Raw genomic sequence first — 18271 nt, 5'->3', positions numbered from 1 at the left:
GAGGTCAGCCTTTGATTCCGGAGAAGGTCATCGTCGCGATGAACTGCTTCTGGGCGAACAGGAAGAACAGAATGAGCGGGAGCGTCGAGACGACGTTGCCCGCCATCAGCAAGGACCAGTCGGTGCGGCGCGCACCCTGGAAGTTCGTGATGCCGAGCTGGAGAGTGAACGCACTTGGGTCGTTGATCGCGATGAGTGGCCACACGAGGTCGTTCCAGGATCCGAGCAGCGTGAAGATCGCGAGCGTAGCCAGGGCAGGTCGGGCGAGTGGGAGGACGACCTTCCAGAACACCTGGAGGCGGGAGCACCCATCGAGGACCGCGGCCTCCTCGAGCTCGGCCGGGAGCGAGAGGAAGAACTGGCGCATGAGAAAGATCCCGAACGCCGACGCGAGCCAGGGGACCATCGCAGCCGCGAGAGTGTCGATGATCCCTATGCGAGAGAACAGGACGTAGGTGGGAACCATGAGCAGCTGGGTCGGGATCATGATCGTCGCGACGATCGCGAAGAACCCGAACGTTCGCCCGGGAAACTTCAGCCGGGCGAAGCCGTAGCCCGCGAGGGAGCACAGCACGAGGTGCGAGACGATCGCGACGCTCGACACGAGGATCGTGTTGCCCATCCAGTGTAAAATGTCCGACTCTCGAAACAGTTTGGCATAGCCCTCGAGTGTGAGCTCAGATGGGAAGAAGCGCGGCGGAAACGTGTTGATCTGCGACGCTGGCGTGAGCGACGTGAGGAACATCTGGATGAACGGCGTCGCGAAGATGATCGCGACGGGCGCCATGAGCAGGTGCCACCACCCGTGCCCGTGACGTCTGCGCCGTCGCGGTATGGCGTCGACGGCGGGGACCGACGCTGCCTGAGGCTTGGAGGAGAGAAGAGTCATCAGAAGGCACTCACCTTGCTGCGTCGGGAGAAGAGGGTCACGGCGATCGTGATGAGCAGCGTCACGGCGAACAACCCGTAGGCGACGGCCGAGGCGTACCCGAACTCGAGGTCCTTGAACGCCTTGCTCCACAGGTAGTAGACGATCGTCTTGGTCGACCCGAGCGGGCCGCCACGGGTCGTCGTGTAGACAAGGTCGAAGAGCTGGATCGCGCCGATCGTCTGCCAGATGGTGACGAAGACCGTCACGGGGGCGACCTGCGGGAAGGTCACGTGCCAGAATGCCTGCCACCGGTTCGCTCCGTCGATGCGCGCCGCCTCGACGAGCTCGGCCGGGACGTCCTGGAGAGCGGCGAGGTAGATGACCGTCGTGAAGGCCGCCTGGCTCCACAACGACATGATCGTGATGACGACCATCGCCTGGCTGGGGTTCTCGAGCCAGCCCTGCTGCGGCATGCCAAGGACGCGCAGGAGGTTGTTCACAAGGCCGAACTGCGGGTTGAACAGGTACGTCGTGAGGATGCCCGTCGCGGCTGCCGAAGCGACGAACGGCAGAAAGATGAGCGTCCGGTAGATGCCCACGAGCACAACCTTGCGGTTGAGCGCGATCGCCAGCCCGAGCCCGAGGAACACCGAGAGTGGCACAAACAGGGCCGTGTAGACGACCGTGTGGACGACGGCCGCGCCGAGGTCGACGTCATCGATCATCGCCCGGTAGTTGTCGAGCCCGACGGGCACGGCGTCGGAGAAGCCGTTCCACTCCTGGAGGGAGAGGACGAACGCCCACACCGCCGGGAACACCGAGAGGCCGAGGACGACCACCATCGCCGGTGCGACGAAGCCCCAGCTGCCCAGGTGGGTGCGGCGCCGGGCGGTGTCCCGCTCGGCCTGCCGGGTGTCGACGGCAGCCACTAGTCCGCCAGCGCGGCGGTAGCCTTGTCGGCCGCCTCGTCAAGCGCGGACTGCGGGTCGCCCTGCCCCTGGAGCACACGGGAGATCGCTGTCCCCATCGCCTCCGAGAGGTTGACATAGCCGGAGACTGTCGGCCGGGACCGGGTCGCGTTCGCGCCGTTCGCGGCCATGACGTCGAGCCCGGGCATCGCCTCCGCCTGTGCAATGAACTCAGGGCTGTCGATCTCGCTCGCTCGCAGCGGGAGGTTGCCGTAGGCGACGTTCCAGCGCACGTCCTGCGCGGAGTCTGTGAGCCATTTCGTGAACTCGTACGCCCAGTGCTCGCGGTTGGCATCCTTGTGGTCGAACAGGACCCAGAGGTCCGGACCCGAGACGGTCGTGTGGTCCCCGTCGGTCCCAGGGAGCTGGACCACACCGTAGGACGTCCCAGCGACGCCCATGTCGTACAGCGCCCACGGGCCCGACGTGATCATGGCGATGCGGTCGCTCGCAAACAGTTGCGTGAACTTGGTGTCCGTCTGGTCGAGGTAGACGGACGCGTCATCGACAGCCATCCGTTGGAGGAAGGTTAACGCCTCGACGCCCGCGGCCGAGTTGAACGCCGCTGTCGTCTCATCCTCGGACAGGATCTCCCCGCCGTTCTGCCACAGGTGCGGCCAGAACTGCCACGTGGTCTCTTCCGAGCCCGAGACTGAGTAGCCGTAGCCGTACGTGTTTGTCGCGGGGTCTGTGAGGGCCTTGGCGGCGGTCCGGAAGTCCTCCCAGGTCCAGTCCTCGGTCGGGTAGGCGACATCGGCCGCGTCGAACACTGTCGTGTTGTAGATGAGGGAGATGTTGTCAACGACCGCGGGGAAGCCGATCGTCGCCTCGCCCGTTGGCCGCGCGGTCTCGCGTGCTGCCCCGGAGAACTCGTCCCACCGCACGTCTGGGTCGACGACCTTCTCCGTGATGTCAAGCGTGCGGCCGGAGTGCGCGAGCTCGCTGGCCCACGCACCGAACGCATAGGAGATGTCGGGGTAGGTGCCCCCCGCGAACGACGCCGACATCTTCTGGAGCAGGTCCTCGGTCGACGGCGCCCCCGAGGAGACCTTGATCGTCACGTTCGGGTGCGCGGCCTCGAACTCGTCGGCGAGGCCCTCGAGGATCGTCTGGGCCTGGTCGGCCTGACCCGTCCACCACGTGAGGGTGACGTCGGCCGAGGTGTCGAGGGTCGTCACTCCAGGTGAAGACGAGGAGCACGCTGTGAGCGTGGTGAGCGCCACGACGGTCGCGAGCGCGACCGTCGTGGCCGGCCGGAGGTGCCGAGATCGAGAGATGAACATCGTTGTCCTGTCTGTCTGAGAGGGGCGGGCGGTGCTTGGAGGGTCAGTCGAGCACCACAGAACGGGTGAGGTGGCGGGGCCTGTCGGGGGACAGGCCCCGGCTCTCGGCAAGCTCGACCGCGAGACGCTGGGCCTGGAGGAGCTGGACGAGCGGGTCCGCGTCGATGTGCCAGACGCGCGCGCCGGTCCGTTCGATGTCCGCTGCAAGGGCGCGGTCGAGGGCCCCAAAGAGCATGACGAGCGTGCCCGGGTGGGCGACCGCGATGGGTCCGTGGCGGTAGTCGAGGGCGGGGTACGACTCCGACCACGCCTGGGCAGCCTCACGGATCTTCAGGGCCGCCTCCTGGGCGAGACCGTAGGTCCACGAAGTACCGAGGAAGACGAAGTGGTCGTAGTCCTGCACCCGGACCGGGAGCGGTGCGGCGAGGGCCGTGCGCCCCTCCTCGACGAGCCCGGTGAGGTCCTCGTCGAACGACGCCCGTGCGAGGGCGAGGACCGTCGTCGGGAACCGGGTCTGGACGACGGAGGACTCGTCGGCGTAGTCGAGGACGAGGGACTCATCGCACGCGAGGTCGAGAGTCGTGCCTGCGACCCCCAGGATGCCCGCCCTGACGGGACCGTCCGGGACGAGGCGGAGCGCGTCGACCACCTCGGTCGTCGTCCCCGAGCGGCTAATGGCGACCACCCGGTCGTACCGACGGCCCGGACGCCACTCGGAGGCGTAGGCGGCATCAGTCTCCCCCTGTCCGGCCGCCTCACGCAGCGCGGCGAGAGACTCGGCAACGAAGGCGCTGGTCCCGCAGCCGAGGATGAGGGTCCGGTCGCCCGGCTGGCCCAGGACCGCCCCGGCAGTGTGCGCGTCCGTGAGGGCGCGAGCCCAGACGTCGGGCTGGCTGGCGATCTCGCGTGAAGTGGTGCTGCTCACTGTCGTCCTTAGTCTCGGGGCGTACGACCACCTGGCGGTGACTGATCTCCATAGTGCTCATCTAGTGCGCGAGTGTCACGGAAACTGGACGAAGTGATCAATAAAACTGATCATGCTGCGTAATAGTATCGAAGCGAGGGGCAAGTAGGAGCATCCTCGTCGGTGCACGCACGAATCTGATCATCCACTCGGTCCGCGCTCTTGCAGCGGCCCTTCCCCACGACGGAGCCTCATGAGCACCTCTCCCTTCGCGCCCGACACTGATCTCGCGGCCGGCATGGACCCTCGATCGGACGACCGGTCCTCCGCCGTCCACGCCGACCTGCGTCTCGTCGACTGGGCGCCCCGCAGCATGCTGACGGCCGCGCGGACACCCGTCGAGCGCACCTGCGTACCGGCCATCGACATCCACAACCACCTCGGCCGCTGGCTCACCGACGGCGAGTGGTGCACCCCGGACGTCGACGCACTGCTCGCGCTCATGGACGCGACGGGCCTAGCGGCAGTCGTCAATCTCGACGGCATGTGGGGGACCGAGCTCGAGGCGAACCTTGACCGCTACGACCGCGCCCACCCCGGCCGCTTCCTCACGTTCTGCCAGGTCGACTGGACGCTCTTGGCCGGGCCCGGGGGCGAGGAGGCGATCGCGGACCAGCTCCGCGATGGCGCCGCGCGCGGGGCCCGCGGGCTCAAGGTGTGGAAGAACCTCGGGCTCGAGGTCCGTGACGCGACGGGCACGCTCGTGCTGCCGGACGACCCGCGCGTCATCCGTACGCTCGGGCTCGCCGGGACCCTCGGGATGCCCGTCCTCATCCACGTGGCCGACCCGAAGGCGTTCTTTGACCCGCTCGACAGATGCAACGAACGGGTCGACGAGCTGTTCGGGTGCCCCGACTGGTCCTTCGCCGACTCCGCCCGCTTCCCGACCTTCGGCCGCCTGCTCGACGCGTTCGCGACCCTCCTCGCGGCCACACCCGGCACGCAGTATGTCGGCGCGCACGTCGGGTGCGTCGCCGAGGACCTCGACCACGTCGAGCGCCTGCTGCGCGGGGCGCCGAATCTCGTGGTCGACCTGGGCGGGCGCCTCGCTGAGATAGGGCGTCAGCCGCGTCGGTTCGCCCGGCTCATCGCCGACCTCCCCGACCGCTTCCTGTTCGGGACCGACGCATTCCCGCTCACCGCGGATCAGGTGCGGCGCTACGTGAGTTTCCTTGAGACCACGGACGAGTCCTTCGACTACTCGGCCGAGGAGATCCCACCGCAGGGGCGCTGGACGATCTCGGGGTCGGGGTTGCCGCGGGACCTCCTCGAGCGCGTGTACTCGGGCAACGCCCGCCGGGTGCTCGGACTGCCCTGACCCAGGTCAGCGGACAGCCCGCACGATCGCGTCGTGGATCACGGGCAGATCCCGTCCCGCTGGCCGCCTACCCCGAGCAGGCACGAGGTGTTCCTCGAGTCCCTCAAACAATTTCTACAACGAACTACCGCGCGGGACACTAGCTCGCCGTGCGCACGCGCTCCATACCGCTGGTCGAGGCGGTGGCCGCGCCACCGACCGCTCCGCTGAACGACACCACTGTCATGGTCTCCGCAGCGACGTCGTCCAGCGCCTCGCCGTTGCGGGCCGCCTCGCGGATGCGAATGATGCCTCGGTGGAGCAGCGCTCCGGCAAGGCGGCGCAAGGACCGCTCGTGCGCGGTGACGTCGGCGGGCGAGGAGAACGCGGGAGCCGAACGCTCGATCTCGGCCTGGACCTCGGCGGTGATGCGCTCACGCAGCGCGACGATGATCTGATCTGCGGCGCGCAGGGCCTCTCGGTCCTGGAAGTCAGCGACAGAATCCTCGACGATCGACCGGGCGACACGGACCGGCTCGGAGGCCGTCGAGGGCGCGTGCCCGCGGATGGTGCCCAGGTCCATGAGGAGCACGTGATCGATGTCGCCGACCTGGGGGTCGACGTCGTGGTGCAGCGCGAGGTCCAGGATCACGAGGGGGCGCTCGGGCATCTCCTCCCCCACGCGCTCGGCGGCCCGCTCGCGGGCAGTAACCACCGCGGCGGTCTGCAAGATGTACCCGAGCGCGGAGGAGTCGTCCTCACCGCTGGTCCCGACTCCGCTTCCCCTCACGTCGCCGCCAGCCTCGCGCGGTGCGCGGCCGCCTCCCGCGCCGCTGCACGAGACCACGAGGTCGGCGTCACCCAGTGCCTCCACGAGGTCGTCGACGGCGTCGATGCCACGTGCTTGTGCAAACTGCTCCGCTCGCCCCGACGCAGAGTAGACCGAGAGGTCGGCGCAGCCACGAGCCCTGAGCGCGGCGACGCTCGCCCCGGCATACGCGCCGGTGCCTACGATCACCGCTCGGGTCTGGCCCCACGGCGGGATGATCGCCTCGGCGAGGTCGAGGCCGACCGAGACCACTGAGCGGCCGTCCGCCCCCAGGTGCGTCTGATGGCTAACCTTCTTGGAGGTGCGTGCGGCGCCCTGGAAGAGCCGCTCCAACCGGGCGCTCGTCGTGCGGGCGGCGTGGGCGGCGTCGAGGGCGCGACGCACCTGGCCGGCGATCTCTCGTTCGCCCACGACCATCGAGTCGAGACCGGAGGCCACCGAGAACAGGTGTGCGGCGACGTCTGGCCCGCTGCGCACGGTGAAGGCGGAGCGGGCTGCGTCCACGCTCACGCCAGACGCAGCGGCGACAAGGCGGGCGACCTCGCCGGAGGCGTGGTCAAGGTCACGCTCGGTCATGGTCGTCGAGGTGGCGGACCGGCCAGCCCCGTCAGCGACATCCAGGTACAGCTCGAACCGGTTGCACGTCGCGAGCACGACGGCACCGGTGATCATCTCGCACGCCTGCACGGCTGAAGTGCCCATCGAGTGCGCGCCGGATGACAGCTGCTCGAGCGCCTCGAGGTCAAGCTCGTGGTGGCTTGCGGTCAACGACATGAGAACCACAGCGATTCGATTTAAACATTGTTGCTTCCAAAGGCAGAATCGAAGGGTGAACCTCCCCAGCACGCACCCCCTTGTCGACGGCCGCACCACAAATGCACCCCTGATCCGCGCTTTCCGTGGTGAGCGCCCCGAAATCACACCGGTCTGGTTTATGCGCCAGGCAGGACGTTCCCTTCCGGAGTACCTCAAACTGCGCGAGGGGATCGGCATGCTCGACGCCTGCCTGCGCCCCGAGCTTGCGAGCGAGATCACACTCCAGCCGGTCCGCCGGCACGGGGTCGACGCCGGGATCTTCTTCTCCGACATCGTCATCCCGCTGCGCCTGGCCGGGGTCGACGTGGACATCGTCCCCGGCGTCGGGCCGGTGCTCGGGGAGGCCGTGCGCACCCCCGCCCAGGTGGACCGCCTGGTCTCGTCGCCCCTCACCGACGAGGCCATGGCCCCGATCCGTGAGGCCGTCGCCCTCACCGTCGCCGAGCTAGGCTCGACGCCGCTCATCGGCTTCGCCGGCGCGCCGTTCACCCTGGCCGCCTACCTCGTGGAGGGTCGCCCCTCTCGCGACCACCTCGCGGCCCGGACGATGATGCACGCCGACCCGGCGTCGTGGGCGCGGCTGACCGAGTGGGCCGCCGACGTGACCGGGGCATTCCTGCGCGGGCAGGTCCTCGCCGGGGCGAGCGCCACCCAGCTCTTCGACTCCTGGGCCGGGAGCCTGAGCCGCGCCGACTACATCAAGCACGTCGCGCCGTCCTCCGAACGCGCGTTGTCCCACGTCAAGGACCTGCCGGTGTCGGTCGTGCACTTCGGAACCGGGACCGAGCACCTGCTCACCGCCATGCACGACGTCGGCGCGGACGTCATGGGCGTCGACTACCGGACCCCGCTCGACAAGGCGAACCGGTTGCTGGGGGGCACCGTGCCGCTCCAGGGCAACATCGACCCGGCCCTGCTCGCGGCCCCGTGGCCGGTTCTGGAGGCCCATGTCCGCGACGTCGTCGTGCGTGGCCGCAGCGCGCCCGCCCACGTCGTGAACCTCGGTCATGGGGTGCCCCCGGAGACCGATCCTGCCGTGCTGACGAAGATCGTCGAGCTCGTCCACTCACTTTCCGCCTGAGCGCGACGATCGGGTGAGGAACGACCCCGTCCACACCGCCTGACCCTGCCAGCACCGCGGAGAGGTCCACCCGTCATGAACCAGCCCAGAGGACTCAGCGACGAGGCCGCGAGCCGCGTCGACGCCGTCGTCGTCGGAGGCGGCGTCGCCGGCCTCGTCGCCGCGCACCTGCTCGTCGAGGGTGGAGCGCTGCCCGTGGTCCTGGAGGCGACCGACCAGTGCGGTGGCTACCTCGCCAAGGGCCGCCTCGCGGCCGAGGGCGCGGAGGTCTGGGTGGACGTGGGGGCCGAGTCCTTCGCCGCGCGCAGCGGGGTCGTCGGCTCGCTCGTGGAGATGCTCGGCCTGGAGATCGTCAGCCCCGCGGCCCTGTCCGCCTGGGGCTACACCCCGATCGGCCGACGCCGCGCGCGCGCCTTCCCGCTGCCCGCCGCCGGGGTGCTCGGCATCCCTGGCCACCCCTGGGCGGCGGACACCCGGCGGGCGATCGGCCTCCTCGGAGCCCTCCGCGCGAGCCTGGACGCCGTGCTCCCGGCCGAGCGGGTGGACGCCTCGAACCTGGCCGCCCTCGTGCGGTCCCGGCTGGGCACCCGGGTGCTCGCCCGCCTCGTCACCCCGGTGGCCGGCGGCGTGCACTCGACCGACCCCGCGCTCCTAGACGTCGACGCCGTCGCCCCCGGCCTGCTCGCCGCGTACCGCCGCACCGGGTCCCTCACCGGCGCCATCCGGGCGCTGCGGGCCCAGGCACCGGCCGGCTCGGCCGTGCGGGGCATACCCGGCGGGATGAACCAGCTTGTCACGGCCCTGGAGCGCTCGATCGAGGCGAGCGGCGGGGAGATCCGCCGGGCCACGTCCGCCCTCACCCTGCGCCGCGACGGCGACGAGTGGCTCGTGCGCACCGGCCCGGGGCAGGTGCTGCGGACCGAACGCGTCGTGCTGGCCGCCTCCGCCCGTGCCACCCAGGCCCTGCTGACCGACCTCGTCGACATCGGGGACGCCGAGCCTGCCCGCGGGACAGACATCCGCCTGGTGACGCTGCTGGTCCGGTCCGCCGCCCTCGGTGCGGTCCCGCGCGGGACCGGCATCCTGGTGGCCCCCGGGACCTCCGTGGGGGCCAAGGCGTCGACCCACGCCTCGGCGAAGTGGCCCTGGCTGCGCAGCCGGCTGGACGAGTCCTTCGGCGAGGACGTGCATGTGGTCCGGTTCAGCTATGGACGCGGGGGGGCTGCGCAGCCTGACTCAGCGACCGCCCCGGCGGACGACGCGCTGGTCGCCCAGGCGGTCGCGGACCTCGGTGAGCTGTACGGCGTAATGGACGTTCAGATACTGTCTTCCCTCGTCACGGCATGGGACGACGCCCTCGCGCCACCGACTCCGGCCTCTCGCGAGCGGGTGGCCCGGCTGCTGGCCGACGTCGACGCGCTCGCCGACCGGGGCCTGCCCGGCCTCACCGTGACCGGGGCCTGGGTGGCCGGGACGGGACTGGCCGCCGTCGTGCCCCACGCCCAGAATTCTGCACGTCGGCTGAATGTCGCCTGAATACCTTGAATTTGAGCAAAGGGTCACCTGTGTGACACGGAAGAGACAATCTGTCAGGTCTTTTCTTCCCATCAAGAAGCATTTCCATTGTGAATTTCGCCTCCCTCGCCCAAGAAGAGCAGACTAGGGTGGTGACCTCTCACCAGCCCCTGCGCATCGGCACCCGAGCAAGCACCCTCGCCCTCACCCAGACCGGCATCGTCGCCGACGAGATCCGCCGGCTCACCGGGCGTGAGGTCGAGATCGTCCGGATCAAGACCGACGGCGACGTGCTCACCGGGTCGTTGTCGCAGATGGGCGGCACCGGGGTGTTCGTCACAGCGCTGCGGGACGCGCTGCTCGAGGGGCGCTGCGACGTGGCGGTCCACTCCCTCAAGGACCTGCCGACCGCGGCATTCGAGGGCCTCACCTACGTGACGCCCGTGCGCGAGGACCCCCGGGACGCCCTGTGCTCGCGGGAGCACCTGCGGCTCGCCGACCTGCCACAGGGCGCAAGCGTGGGCACGGGTTCGCCGCGCCGCGCCGCCCAGCTCCTCCTCGCCCGCCCCGACCTGCACGTGGTGGACATCCGCGGAAACGTCGACACCCGCCTCGGGCGGATCGACGCCTCCGGCCCCGGCGACCTGGACGCCGTCGTGCTCGCGGCGGCCGGCCTCAACCGGCTCGGTCGCGGCGCGGCCGTGACCGAGCTCATCGACCTCGACGTGATGGCCCCGGCCCCCGGCCAGGGCGCGCTCGCCGTCGAGTGCCGCACGGGCGACCTCGCGACCGACGAGTCCCTCGCCGCCGCCTTCGCCGCCCTGGACGACCCCGGCACCCACCTCGCCGTGACGGCTGAGCGCGCCCTGCTCGCCCGCCTCGAGGCCGGCTGCGCGGCCCCGGTGGGCACCTACGCCTCGGTGAGCGACGGCGTCCTCTCGCTCCGTGCGATCGTGGCCCGTCCCGACGGCTCCGAGCACCTGCGCCACGGCGGGACGACCGACGTCGCCGACAACGACACTGCCCGCGCCGTCACGCTCGGGCAGGGCGTCGCCGACCACTTCCTCGCCCTGGGTGCGGCCGACTTCATCTGACCGCCCCAGCGGCACGCCCATCCGGCGGCGGTCGCCCGACCGCCCGCGGACGGCGAGCCAGGGCACCAGGCACCCTCATGAAGTCAGCGGCGGTCCCGATAGGGAACGTGCACGACGTCGCACCGGAGCGCACGTCGCCTGGAAGAAGAGGTCACGTCGTGAGGGTCCCCGCGCCGAATCGTCCCACCCCACGCCGGGGCGCCCTGTCATTCGTCAAGGACAGGTCCGTGCGCACGAAGATCCTCGCCGTCATCGCCGTCCTGGCCCTGTCTACGGTCGTCATCGCAGCACTGGCCTTCACCGGGATGAACGCCATCGCCAACGACGCCCGCTCGATCGCCTCCGTGAACACCCGCCAGACCGCCGCGATCGCAACCGTGCAGGAACGCCAGGCGAACGCCCGGATGCTCGTGGCTCAGGTGGGCGCGGCCGACAACGACGAGAAGCGCGAGTACTGGAAGAACCAGATTCCGGCAGCCGACGCCGACCTCCAGGCTGCCGCGACCGAGATGCTCGACTACGCGGCGGACCAGGGTTTCACTCCCGTCGCGTTCCTGGCCTTCCTCGACGGCTGGGAGGAGTGGACCATGGTCCGGGACACCCAGCTCCTGCCGGCCGCGATGAGCGGCGACCGGAAATTCCTCGAGACCGTCCGGGCCTCCTCCTCCCAACCGCTCGTCGACACATTCGTCACGGACCTGGCCACCGCTGACGCCGACAGCAAGGCCTTCGTCGCCACGGTCGTCGAGCAGGCCGAGACCTCGGCGCGCAGCAACCAGACGATCATCGTCATCACCGTCGCGATCAGCCTGGCCCTCGTGGTGATGCTGGGCCTGTACGTCGCCAACGCCATCCGCCGCAGCGTCAACGCGGTCAAGATCTCCCTGGAGGCCATGGCCGACGGCGACCTGACCGTTCGCGCAGAGGTCACCAACCGGGACGAGATCGGTGACATGGCCCGGGCGCTGACAACCGCACAGACCTCACTGCGGGAAACCCTCACCGGGGTCGCGGCGACGGCGCAGGCCGTGGCCGCGGCCGCGGAACAGCTCTCCGCCTCCAACCTCCAGGTCGCCTCCGGCTCGGAGGAGACCAGCGTGCAGGCCGGCGTCGTGGCCGCCGCCGCGGAGCAGGTCAGCCGCAACGTGCAGACCGTCTCGGCCGGCGCCGAGGAGATGGGCGCCTCCATCCGGGAGATTGCCCAGAACGCCAACGACGCGGCCAAGGCCTCCAACCAGGCCGTCTCCCAGGCCGAGTCCGCAGGTGCCACGGTGGCCGATCTGGGCGCCTCCTCCAAGGAGATCGGCAACGTCGTCAAGGTCATCACCTCGATCGCCGAGCAGACGAACCTGCTCGCCCTCAATGCCACGATCGAGGCCGCCCGGGCCGGCGAGGCGGGCAAGGGCTTCGCGGTCGTGGCCAGCGAAGTCAAGGAGCTGGCCCAGGAGTCGGCCCGCGCCGCGGAGGACATCGCCCGGCGGATCTCTACGAATCAGAACCAGACATCCTCGGCCGTCGAGGCGATCAGCGGTATCTCCACGATCATCGCGCTGATTAACGACTACCAGCTGACGATCGCCAGCGCCGTCGAGGAGCAGACCGCGACCACCAACGAGATGTCCCGCTCGGTCACCGAGGCGGCCACCGGGTCTACCGAGATAGCGGCCAACATCACCGGCGTCGCCGAGGCGGCGGCGATCTCCTCGGAGATCGTCGGCCAGATGGGGACCGCCGTCAACGAGCTGGCCGGCCTGTCCGTCGACCTCCGCGACCGGGTCGCGCACTTCACCTACTGAAGGCCCACCTGCCCGGGCGGTCTCGGCCGCCCGGGCCGCGTCGTCGGGCAAGGGCGGGACTAGAAGTAGATCTCCCGCAGGACGACGACCACGGCGACGAGTGCGAGCGCGACGAGTGCCTTGACGATGAGCAGACGCTCGCGGCGCTTGTCGCGGCGACGTTCGGCGTCGGCCCGGCGCGTGGCCTCGTCGGCGCGGGCCGGCTGTGGACGTCGGCTCATGAGGTCCTCACTCGTCCCGTCTTCTCCGTCTTGTCCCAGACCTGTGCGGCGCCGCGGAACTCCTTGATGTACGCGTCGAAGGTGATCGCGCAGAGGATCGGGCCGTACCCCACGAGGTAGACCAGCCCGGGCGCGAGCCACCGTCCCGCCCGGGTCTGCTCGACCCGCTTGATGAGCCAGGCGGCCAGCATCGAGACCGAGATCCACGCGTAGGCGAAGAGCGTCCACCCGACCGTGTCGAAGAGGTCCCAGCCGAGCAGCTGGGTGAGCGGCCGCTCGACCAGGCCCGGCGCGAAGGCGGTGATCATGACGAGCAGCGAGATCGCCCCGGGGAAGAACAGCGCCTCCCGCCAGGAACGGCGCCCGGTGCCGCCGTCGATCATGACGGTCAGGGCCGTGATGTAGACGTAGGTCGCACCCGCGAGGAACCACGTGGCCTCGAAGATGATCCGGGCGAATTCGCTGTCGAGCAGGAACAGCCCGACCAGGCCCACCGACGTCAGCACCATCGACACCGGGAGCAGCAGGATCGCGAACCAGAACAGCCCGAAGGTGAAGGCCCCGAGGTTGTGGTCGCGGCTGGGCCGGAACCACAGGCGCTTGAACTCCTTGGTGATCTGGACGTTGCCGCGAGACCAGCGCAGGCGCTGCTTCCACAGGGCCGCGACCGTCCCCGGCTCCTCGGCCAGCACGATCGCGTGCGGCTCGAAGACGACCTTGCGCCCGGCGAGCTGGGTCCGGAAGGTCGTGAAGGTGTCCTCCGCGAGGGAGGTCATGTCGATCTCCCCGCCGATGGCCTCGAGGTTCTCCCGCGAGTGCAGCTGGGCGCCGCCGGCCAGGCAGGCCACCGCGCCGAGCACGTTCTGCGAACGTCGCGCGGCGGCCTGGGCCGCGATGTACTCGTAGCCGATGAACCGGGTCATGTAGTTCGGGTCCGCGCTGCCCTCCTTGATGTACGCGGTGACCGCGCCGACCTCGGGGTCGGCGAGGTGGCGGGTGAGCAGGCGCATGGAGTCCGGGGTGTAGATGACGTCGGCGTCCATGATGAGCAGCGCCTGCATCCAGTCGTCGGTGAGGATCTCGCGGATGCCATGGTTGAGGGTGTGCGACTTGCCCTGCCCGCCGACCTCGCGGCGCAGGTGGACCACGCGCCCCGGGTACTCGAGCTCCTTCGCCCGAGCGACGTCGGGGGTGTCGTCGGTGCTCGCGTCGTCGACCAGGTAGACCCGCAGGGACTCGGGCGGGTACTCCAGGCGCATGAGCCGGTCGATCGAGGCGGCGATGACGGCGCCCTCATTCCACGCGGGGATGACGACGGCGACCCGCGGGAAGTAGGCAGCCGTGCGGTCGTAGTGATTGCGCACCCCGTGGAAGGGGATGATGAGGAACTGGAGGGCACCCGCCGCGACGGTAACGGCTCCGGTTGCGACAAAGACCAAGCAGATCCACGTAGCGATGGACTCCAGGACCTCCATCAGCCCTCCCGCGCAGCCTGCAGGATCGCGGGCACCCGGGTGTACGCCCCGACGTCGTCGCTGTGATGGCTGTCGGTGCTCACCACGAGGTGCACACCGGCGTCGGACAGCGCACGGACGGCGCGGGGCGAGGGGCACGCCCACTTCTCGTTGACCTCCACGAGCGTCCCGGTGGCCAGCGCCGCCGCGGCGATCGCGGAGAGGTGCTCGTCGGTGACGTCGTCCTCGGTCAGGCCGATCTTGGGCAGGATCGAGAACAGGTGCGCAAGCTGGCCGCGGTCCACCTGGCTCATGGCACCGACCGTGGCCCCCACGAGGGTGTCGACGGCGTCGCGCGCGCGCTCTGGCGTCGTGAGGGAGTCACGGACCACCCGCGGGCTGAGCGGGCCGGCTGGCCCGGGGAACTGGTGGTCGGCGATAAGCACGCGCCCCAGCCCCGGGTGCGTGGCCAGCCCGGGCGGCAGGTCGAGGGCGCCCGAGGCGTCGAGGATCTTGGCCTCGACGCCGGTCTCGACCGTCAGCCCTTCGGGGATCACGAGCTCGGCCACGGCGGAGAGCATCTCCGGCACCCACGTCGTGCTCACCCGGACGTGATCGACCAGGCGCAGCACCGCCACGCCCCGGGCCGACGCCGCGGCGACGTTCTCCGCGAGCGTGCTGCGCGCGTCGTCGGAGTAGGTGGAGTGGACGTGGTGGTCCTGGGCGAGGGAGATCACGGCTGGGCCGGGGCGGCGGCGTGGGCGTCGTCGCGCTCTGCGAGCGCGGCGGCGGACGTGAGAGCGGTGAGCACGTCGGAGGGGTCGAGGAAGACGTCTTCGAGATAGCGCACGTTCGCCAGCTCGCGGAACTCGAGCCGGTCCGGCAGCGCGCGCCCGAGCACCATGTCCAGGCACAGCCTGGGCATGTCCACCCCGCTCGCGATGGTCAACGGCATCGCGCCGGGGAACCGGGGGTTCACCTCGAGCAGCGCCGGTCGACCGTCCGCGCGGCGGCGCAGCTGGACGTTCGCGACGGTCGTCAACCCGATCGCCTGGGCCACCCGGGTCGCGGTCTCCTCGAGGCCGGCGTCCTTGACGGTCCGACCGGCCACGGCCACCCCGGAGTCGACGCGCAGCCGCGAGCGCGGCACGGCGGCCAGCACGGTCCCGGCCAGGTCGGCGATGACGTCGACCGAGTACTCCTCGCCGGGGAGGTTCTCCTGGACGATCGTCTGCTCGTCGGTCCCCAGGGCGCGCAGGGCGGCCTCGTCCTCGACCAGGTGCACCCCCCGCGAGCCGCTGCCCGAGCGCGGCTTGACGATCACCGGGTAGTCCCAGTCGTAGGCGGCCCCGAGCAGCTCGGTGCGCGGCACGACGTCGCCCAGCCCGGCGCAGGCCTGGGCGAGGCGGTACTTGTCGAGGGTGTTCTCCAGCGTCGCCAGAGACGGGCTGGCAACCGTGACCCCGGCGGCGGTGAACTCCGCGAGGCGCCGGGCGATCGGGACGAGCTCGACGTCGACGGTCGGGAACAGGACGTCGATGCCGAGCCGCTCACAGAGCGCGAGGAGGTGGTCGACGAAGTCGGGGGCAAGCCCCGGGCGGACCAGGTGACGCTGGTTGGCGGGGACGAGGTAGAGGGCGCTCGCGTACACGTCCATGTCGGCCGCGTGGACCCGGGCGTCGGTCGCCGCGAGGGAACGCACGATGGCGACCCCCGCGGGACCGCCCACTCCTGTGACCAGGACGTCAGTCATCCAGCACGCTTCCTTCTGCTTCGCTCGTCGTGCTTGTGGGGGTTGTCAGGCTGGTGGCTGCGTGGCCGACGGCCTGGCTGGTGGCGTTGGCGCGCAGCCCGGTCGCGTCGCGGACCACCTCGAGGGGCTCGGCGTACACGCCGCCGCCGTAGCGCGACCAGTACCGCGCCGTCGCGAGCACAAAGTCCGGTGCCAGGTAGTCCCGGATTCCCGCCTGCGAGGCGAAGGACGCCAGCAGCGCCAGCTTCGTGTCGGTGAACCCGTCGATCGAGACGAACCTGTTCGGGCGGAAGTCGACCGTCGCGGACGGACTCTGGTAGCACGCGAACATCGGGACCCGGCGGGTGGCGACCGACACCGCGCGATGCACCGCGACGTGGTCCTGGTGGCGGTCGTTGCTCGAGTGGGTGTAGACGATCGTGGGGTGCACCTCGGCGACGACCTGCTCGATGATCCCGACCGTGGGGTCGCCCGCAGAGATGCGGGTGTCCTCGAGGTCGTTGAGGAACAGTCGCGCGCCGATGAGCTCGGCCGCGGCGAGCGACTCGTCCTGGCGGTTGTCGACCGCTCCTCCGCGCGCGCCACGGCTCATCGTGAGGATGACGATCTGGTCGCCCGCAGCCTGGTGCGCGGCGAGCGTGCCACCGACGCCGATCTCGACGTCGTCGGGGTGCGCTCCGATCGCCAGCACGATGTTGGTCGGCCGTGCGGCGGCGCGGGCCTGCTCGACCAGGCGGGTGACGACCTCGACCAGCTGCGGCTTGCGGATCGGCTTGAAGAGGAACTCGTCGGCCTGCAGCCGCAGCGCGTTCACCGCGTAGTCGAGGGTCGCGTGCGCGGTCATGACGACGATCGGAAGGTCGGGTCGAGTCTTTTTCACCCGCTCTGTGAGCTCAAGGCCGGTCATTCCCGGCAGCTCGATGTCCGTCAGGATGAGATCGAAGGTCTTCGAGTTCAGCAGGGCCAGTGCTGCCTGCGGGTTGGACACGACGTGCGGGTCCATGCCGCTGCGCTCCAGGACGGTCCGCATATAGCCTGCGGCGTCCGGATCGTCCTCGACGACAAGGATGGTGTAGCGGCTGTCCGTCAAGTCGCTCCTCCGCGTCTGCTATGCCCTTTTTCTGCTCTGGCGCCGTTCCCGTCCACTTCGAGACTAGCCTGAGCCCCATGCCCGCTCCAGCCACGTCGTCAGCGGAAGCAGTCGCCGCGGGGTACGTCTTCCTCGACGGGCTGACACCTGCGGCCGCCCCCAACGCGTGCTCACTGCCCCGCAGCCACAGCGGTGGCCACCTCGAGGCGATCGGCTTCGACTCAGCCTTCGTCTACGACTGCGCGCTCGTGGTCCTCGCCTACCTTGCCCGTGGTCGACCGTCTGATCGGCGCCGCGCCGAGCAGATCGGGCGGACGCTGTGCCTGCTCCAGGAGCGCGACCCGGCCGGCGACGGGCGGCTGCGGAACTCCTATGCGAGCGTTCGGGCCCTCGACGAGGCGGGCGCTCCGCGGGTCCACTCCGCCGCCGCGACGACCGGCAACCAAGCCTGGGCGGGCCTGGCCTTCCTTGCACTGTTCTCGGACACGGGTGACGGGACCTTCCTGACGGCAGCCGTTCGACTTGCTGAGTTCGTCCGCGCCGTCGCCTACGACTCCCGCGGGTCGGGCGGGTTCGCCGGGGGCGTCGGCGAGGACGGGTCCCCGCTGCGTTGGCGGTCGACCGAGCACAACGCCGACAGCGTCGCGTTCTTCACCCGCTTGGCCAGGGTCACCGGGGATGCGGGGTGGAGCGAGATGGCGGAGGCTGCTCGGGGGTTCGTGCGGTCGATGTGGCGGGTGGATGTGGGGGACGGGAGACCCGGGCACCTCCTCATCGGGACGGACCTGGACGGCGTGACCCCCGTCGTCGAGCCGGTGCCCGCGGACGCCCAGACCTGGACGTTCCTCGCCCTCGGCGACCCGGAGCTCGCGGGCGCGCTCGACTGGGCGTGGGAGAAGCTGCTGACCCAGGACACCGGCCTCACCGGCGTGCGAGCCAGCTCGGCGGCCGACGGCGTCTGGCTGGAGGGAACCGCGCACCTCGCGGCGGCGCTGCTCACCCGGGCGCAGACCCCGGCGGCCCGGCCCGAGGACCGCGCTCGGGCGGACCTGCTGCTGGCCAACGTCTGGGCCGCCCAGTCCCAGGGTCCGCACGCCGACGGTCACGGGGTGCCCGCCGCGTCGTCGGACGACGCCGACTCGGGCTTCGGCGACCGCCTGTACGCCTCCCTGCACACCGGCACGACGGCGTGGGCCCTCCTCGCCGCCCAGGCCGTCAACCCCCTCTCCGGCTGACCTC

Annotated in this window: 16 protein-coding genes; 6 read left to right on the top strand and 10 right to left on the bottom strand. The window is 70.3% G+C overall.

Annotation, left to right across the window (positions count from 1 at the left end):
• Positions 1-4 precede the first annotated feature (4 nt).
• The 4 genes from BLQ50_RS02660 to BLQ50_RS02645 are packed head-to-tail and all read right to left on the bottom strand — an operon-like array spanning position 5 to position 4047.
• Positions 5-889 carry a carbohydrate ABC transporter permease gene (locus BLQ50_RS02660; protein WP_093181001.1) on the bottom strand — a complete coding sequence of 295 codons (885 nt, stop codon included), beginning with the start codon at positions 887-889 and terminating at the stop codon, positions 5-7.
• Complete coding sequence (locus BLQ50_RS02655) at positions 889-1800, bottom strand: carbohydrate ABC transporter permease (RefSeq protein WP_245700842.1); 912 nt, start codon at positions 1798-1800, stop codon at positions 889-891. The genes BLQ50_RS02660 and BLQ50_RS02655 overlap by 1 nt, the downstream gene beginning before the upstream one ends.
• Entirely contained in the window at positions 1800-3122 is a 1323-nt protein-coding gene (locus BLQ50_RS02650) for an ABC transporter substrate-binding protein (protein ID WP_093180999.1), read from the bottom strand. Before BLQ50_RS02650 ends, BLQ50_RS02655 begins: the two co-directional genes overlap by 1 nt.
• A 43-nt stretch (positions 3123-3165) precedes the next feature.
• Positions 3166-4047, bottom strand: a complete 882-nt coding sequence (locus BLQ50_RS02645; RefSeq protein WP_093180997.1) for an SIS domain-containing protein — start codon at positions 4045-4047, stop codon at positions 3166-3168.
• Positions 4048-4279: 232 nt separating this feature from the next.
• On the opposite strand from BLQ50_RS02645, the gene BLQ50_RS02640 reads away from it, so the two are divergent.
• Positions 4280-5404, top strand: coding sequence for an amidohydrolase family protein (locus tag BLQ50_RS02640; protein WP_245700841.1), 1125 nt, complete (start codon positions 4280-4282; stop codon positions 5402-5404).
• Positions 5405-5543: 139 nt separating this feature from the next.
• On the opposite strand, the gene BLQ50_RS02635 is transcribed toward BLQ50_RS02640, so the two are convergent.
• Positions 5544-6986 (bottom strand): glutamyl-tRNA reductase, encoded by a 1443-nt coding sequence (locus tag BLQ50_RS02635; protein ID WP_093180995.1) that lies wholly within the window; start codon positions 6984-6986, stop codon positions 5544-5546.
• 55 nt (positions 6987-7041) lie between these two features.
• Here BLQ50_RS02635 and hemE point away from each other — a divergent pair, with 55 nt between their 5' ends.
• The 4 genes from hemE (at position 7042) to BLQ50_RS02615 (ending at position 12514) form a co-directional block, all read left to right on the top strand.
• Positions 7042-8109: a uroporphyrinogen decarboxylase gene (hemE, locus tag BLQ50_RS02630; protein ID WP_245700840.1), complete on the top strand. Its 1068-nt coding sequence runs from the start codon at positions 7042-7044 to the stop codon at positions 8107-8109.
• A 75-nt stretch (positions 8110-8184) separates the two neighbouring features.
• On the top strand, positions 8185-9645 hold the full coding sequence (locus tag BLQ50_RS02625; protein WP_093180991.1) for a protoporphyrinogen/coproporphyrinogen oxidase: 1461 nt from the start codon (positions 8185-8187) through the stop codon (positions 9643-9645).
• 131 nt (positions 9646-9776) lie between these two features.
• Positions 9777-10718: a hydroxymethylbilane synthase gene (hemC, locus tag BLQ50_RS02620; protein ID WP_093181645.1), complete on the top strand. Its 942-nt coding sequence runs from the start codon at positions 9777-9779 to the stop codon at positions 10716-10718.
• 227 nt (positions 10719-10945) lie between these two features.
• Positions 10946-12514 (top strand): methyl-accepting chemotaxis protein, encoded by a 1569-nt coding sequence (locus tag BLQ50_RS02615; protein ID WP_245700839.1) that lies wholly within the window; start codon positions 10946-10948, stop codon positions 12512-12514.
• Positions 12515-12573: 59 nt separating this feature from the next.
• On the opposite strand, the gene BLQ50_RS18510 is transcribed toward BLQ50_RS02615, so the two are convergent.
• Genes BLQ50_RS18510 through BLQ50_RS02595 form a run of 5 tightly spaced genes read right to left on the bottom strand, consistent with a single transcriptional unit; the run spans position 12574 to position 17032 of the window.
• Positions 12574-12735: a hypothetical protein gene (locus tag BLQ50_RS18510; protein ID WP_175558986.1), complete on the bottom strand. Its 162-nt coding sequence runs from the start codon at positions 12733-12735 to the stop codon at positions 12574-12576.
• Positions 12732-14210, bottom strand: coding sequence for a glycosyltransferase family 2 protein (locus BLQ50_RS02610; protein ID WP_093180987.1), 1479 nt, complete (start codon positions 14208-14210; stop codon positions 12732-12734). Before BLQ50_RS02610 ends, BLQ50_RS18510 begins: the two co-directional genes overlap by 4 nt.
• Positions 14210-14926: a PHP domain-containing protein gene (locus BLQ50_RS02605; protein ID WP_093180985.1), complete on the bottom strand. Its 717-nt coding sequence runs from the start codon at positions 14924-14926 to the stop codon at positions 14210-14212. The genes BLQ50_RS02610 and BLQ50_RS02605 overlap by 1 nt, the downstream gene beginning before the upstream one ends.
• Positions 14923-15942 (bottom strand): ATP-grasp domain-containing protein, encoded by a 1020-nt coding sequence (locus tag BLQ50_RS02600; protein WP_093180984.1) that lies wholly within the window; start codon positions 15940-15942, stop codon positions 14923-14925. The genes BLQ50_RS02605 and BLQ50_RS02600 overlap by 4 nt, the downstream gene beginning before the upstream one ends.
• Positions 15935-17032 carry a response regulator gene (locus BLQ50_RS02595; protein ID WP_093180982.1) on the bottom strand — a complete coding sequence of 366 codons (1098 nt, stop codon included), beginning with the start codon at positions 17030-17032 and terminating at the stop codon, positions 15935-15937. The genes BLQ50_RS02600 and BLQ50_RS02595 overlap by 8 nt, the downstream gene beginning before the upstream one ends.
• 77 nt (positions 17033-17109) lie before the next feature.
• On the opposite strand from BLQ50_RS02595, the gene BLQ50_RS02590 reads away from it, so the two are divergent.
• A complete protein-coding gene (locus BLQ50_RS02590; RefSeq protein WP_093180980.1) occupies positions 17110-18267 on the top strand; it encodes a YyaL domain-containing protein in 1158 nt (385 codons plus the stop codon).
• The last annotated feature ends 4 nt before the right edge of the window (positions 18268-18271 follow it).

Origin of the sequence: Sanguibacter gelidistatuariae, from assembly GCF_900096585.1 — a bacterium.
Taxonomy (GTDB): domain Bacteria; phylum Actinomycetota; class Actinomycetes; order Actinomycetales; family Cellulomonadaceae; genus Sanguibacter; species Sanguibacter gelidistatuariae.
Note: the sequence above shows the minus strand (reverse complement) of the source record. Positions and strands in the feature narration are given on the sequence as shown.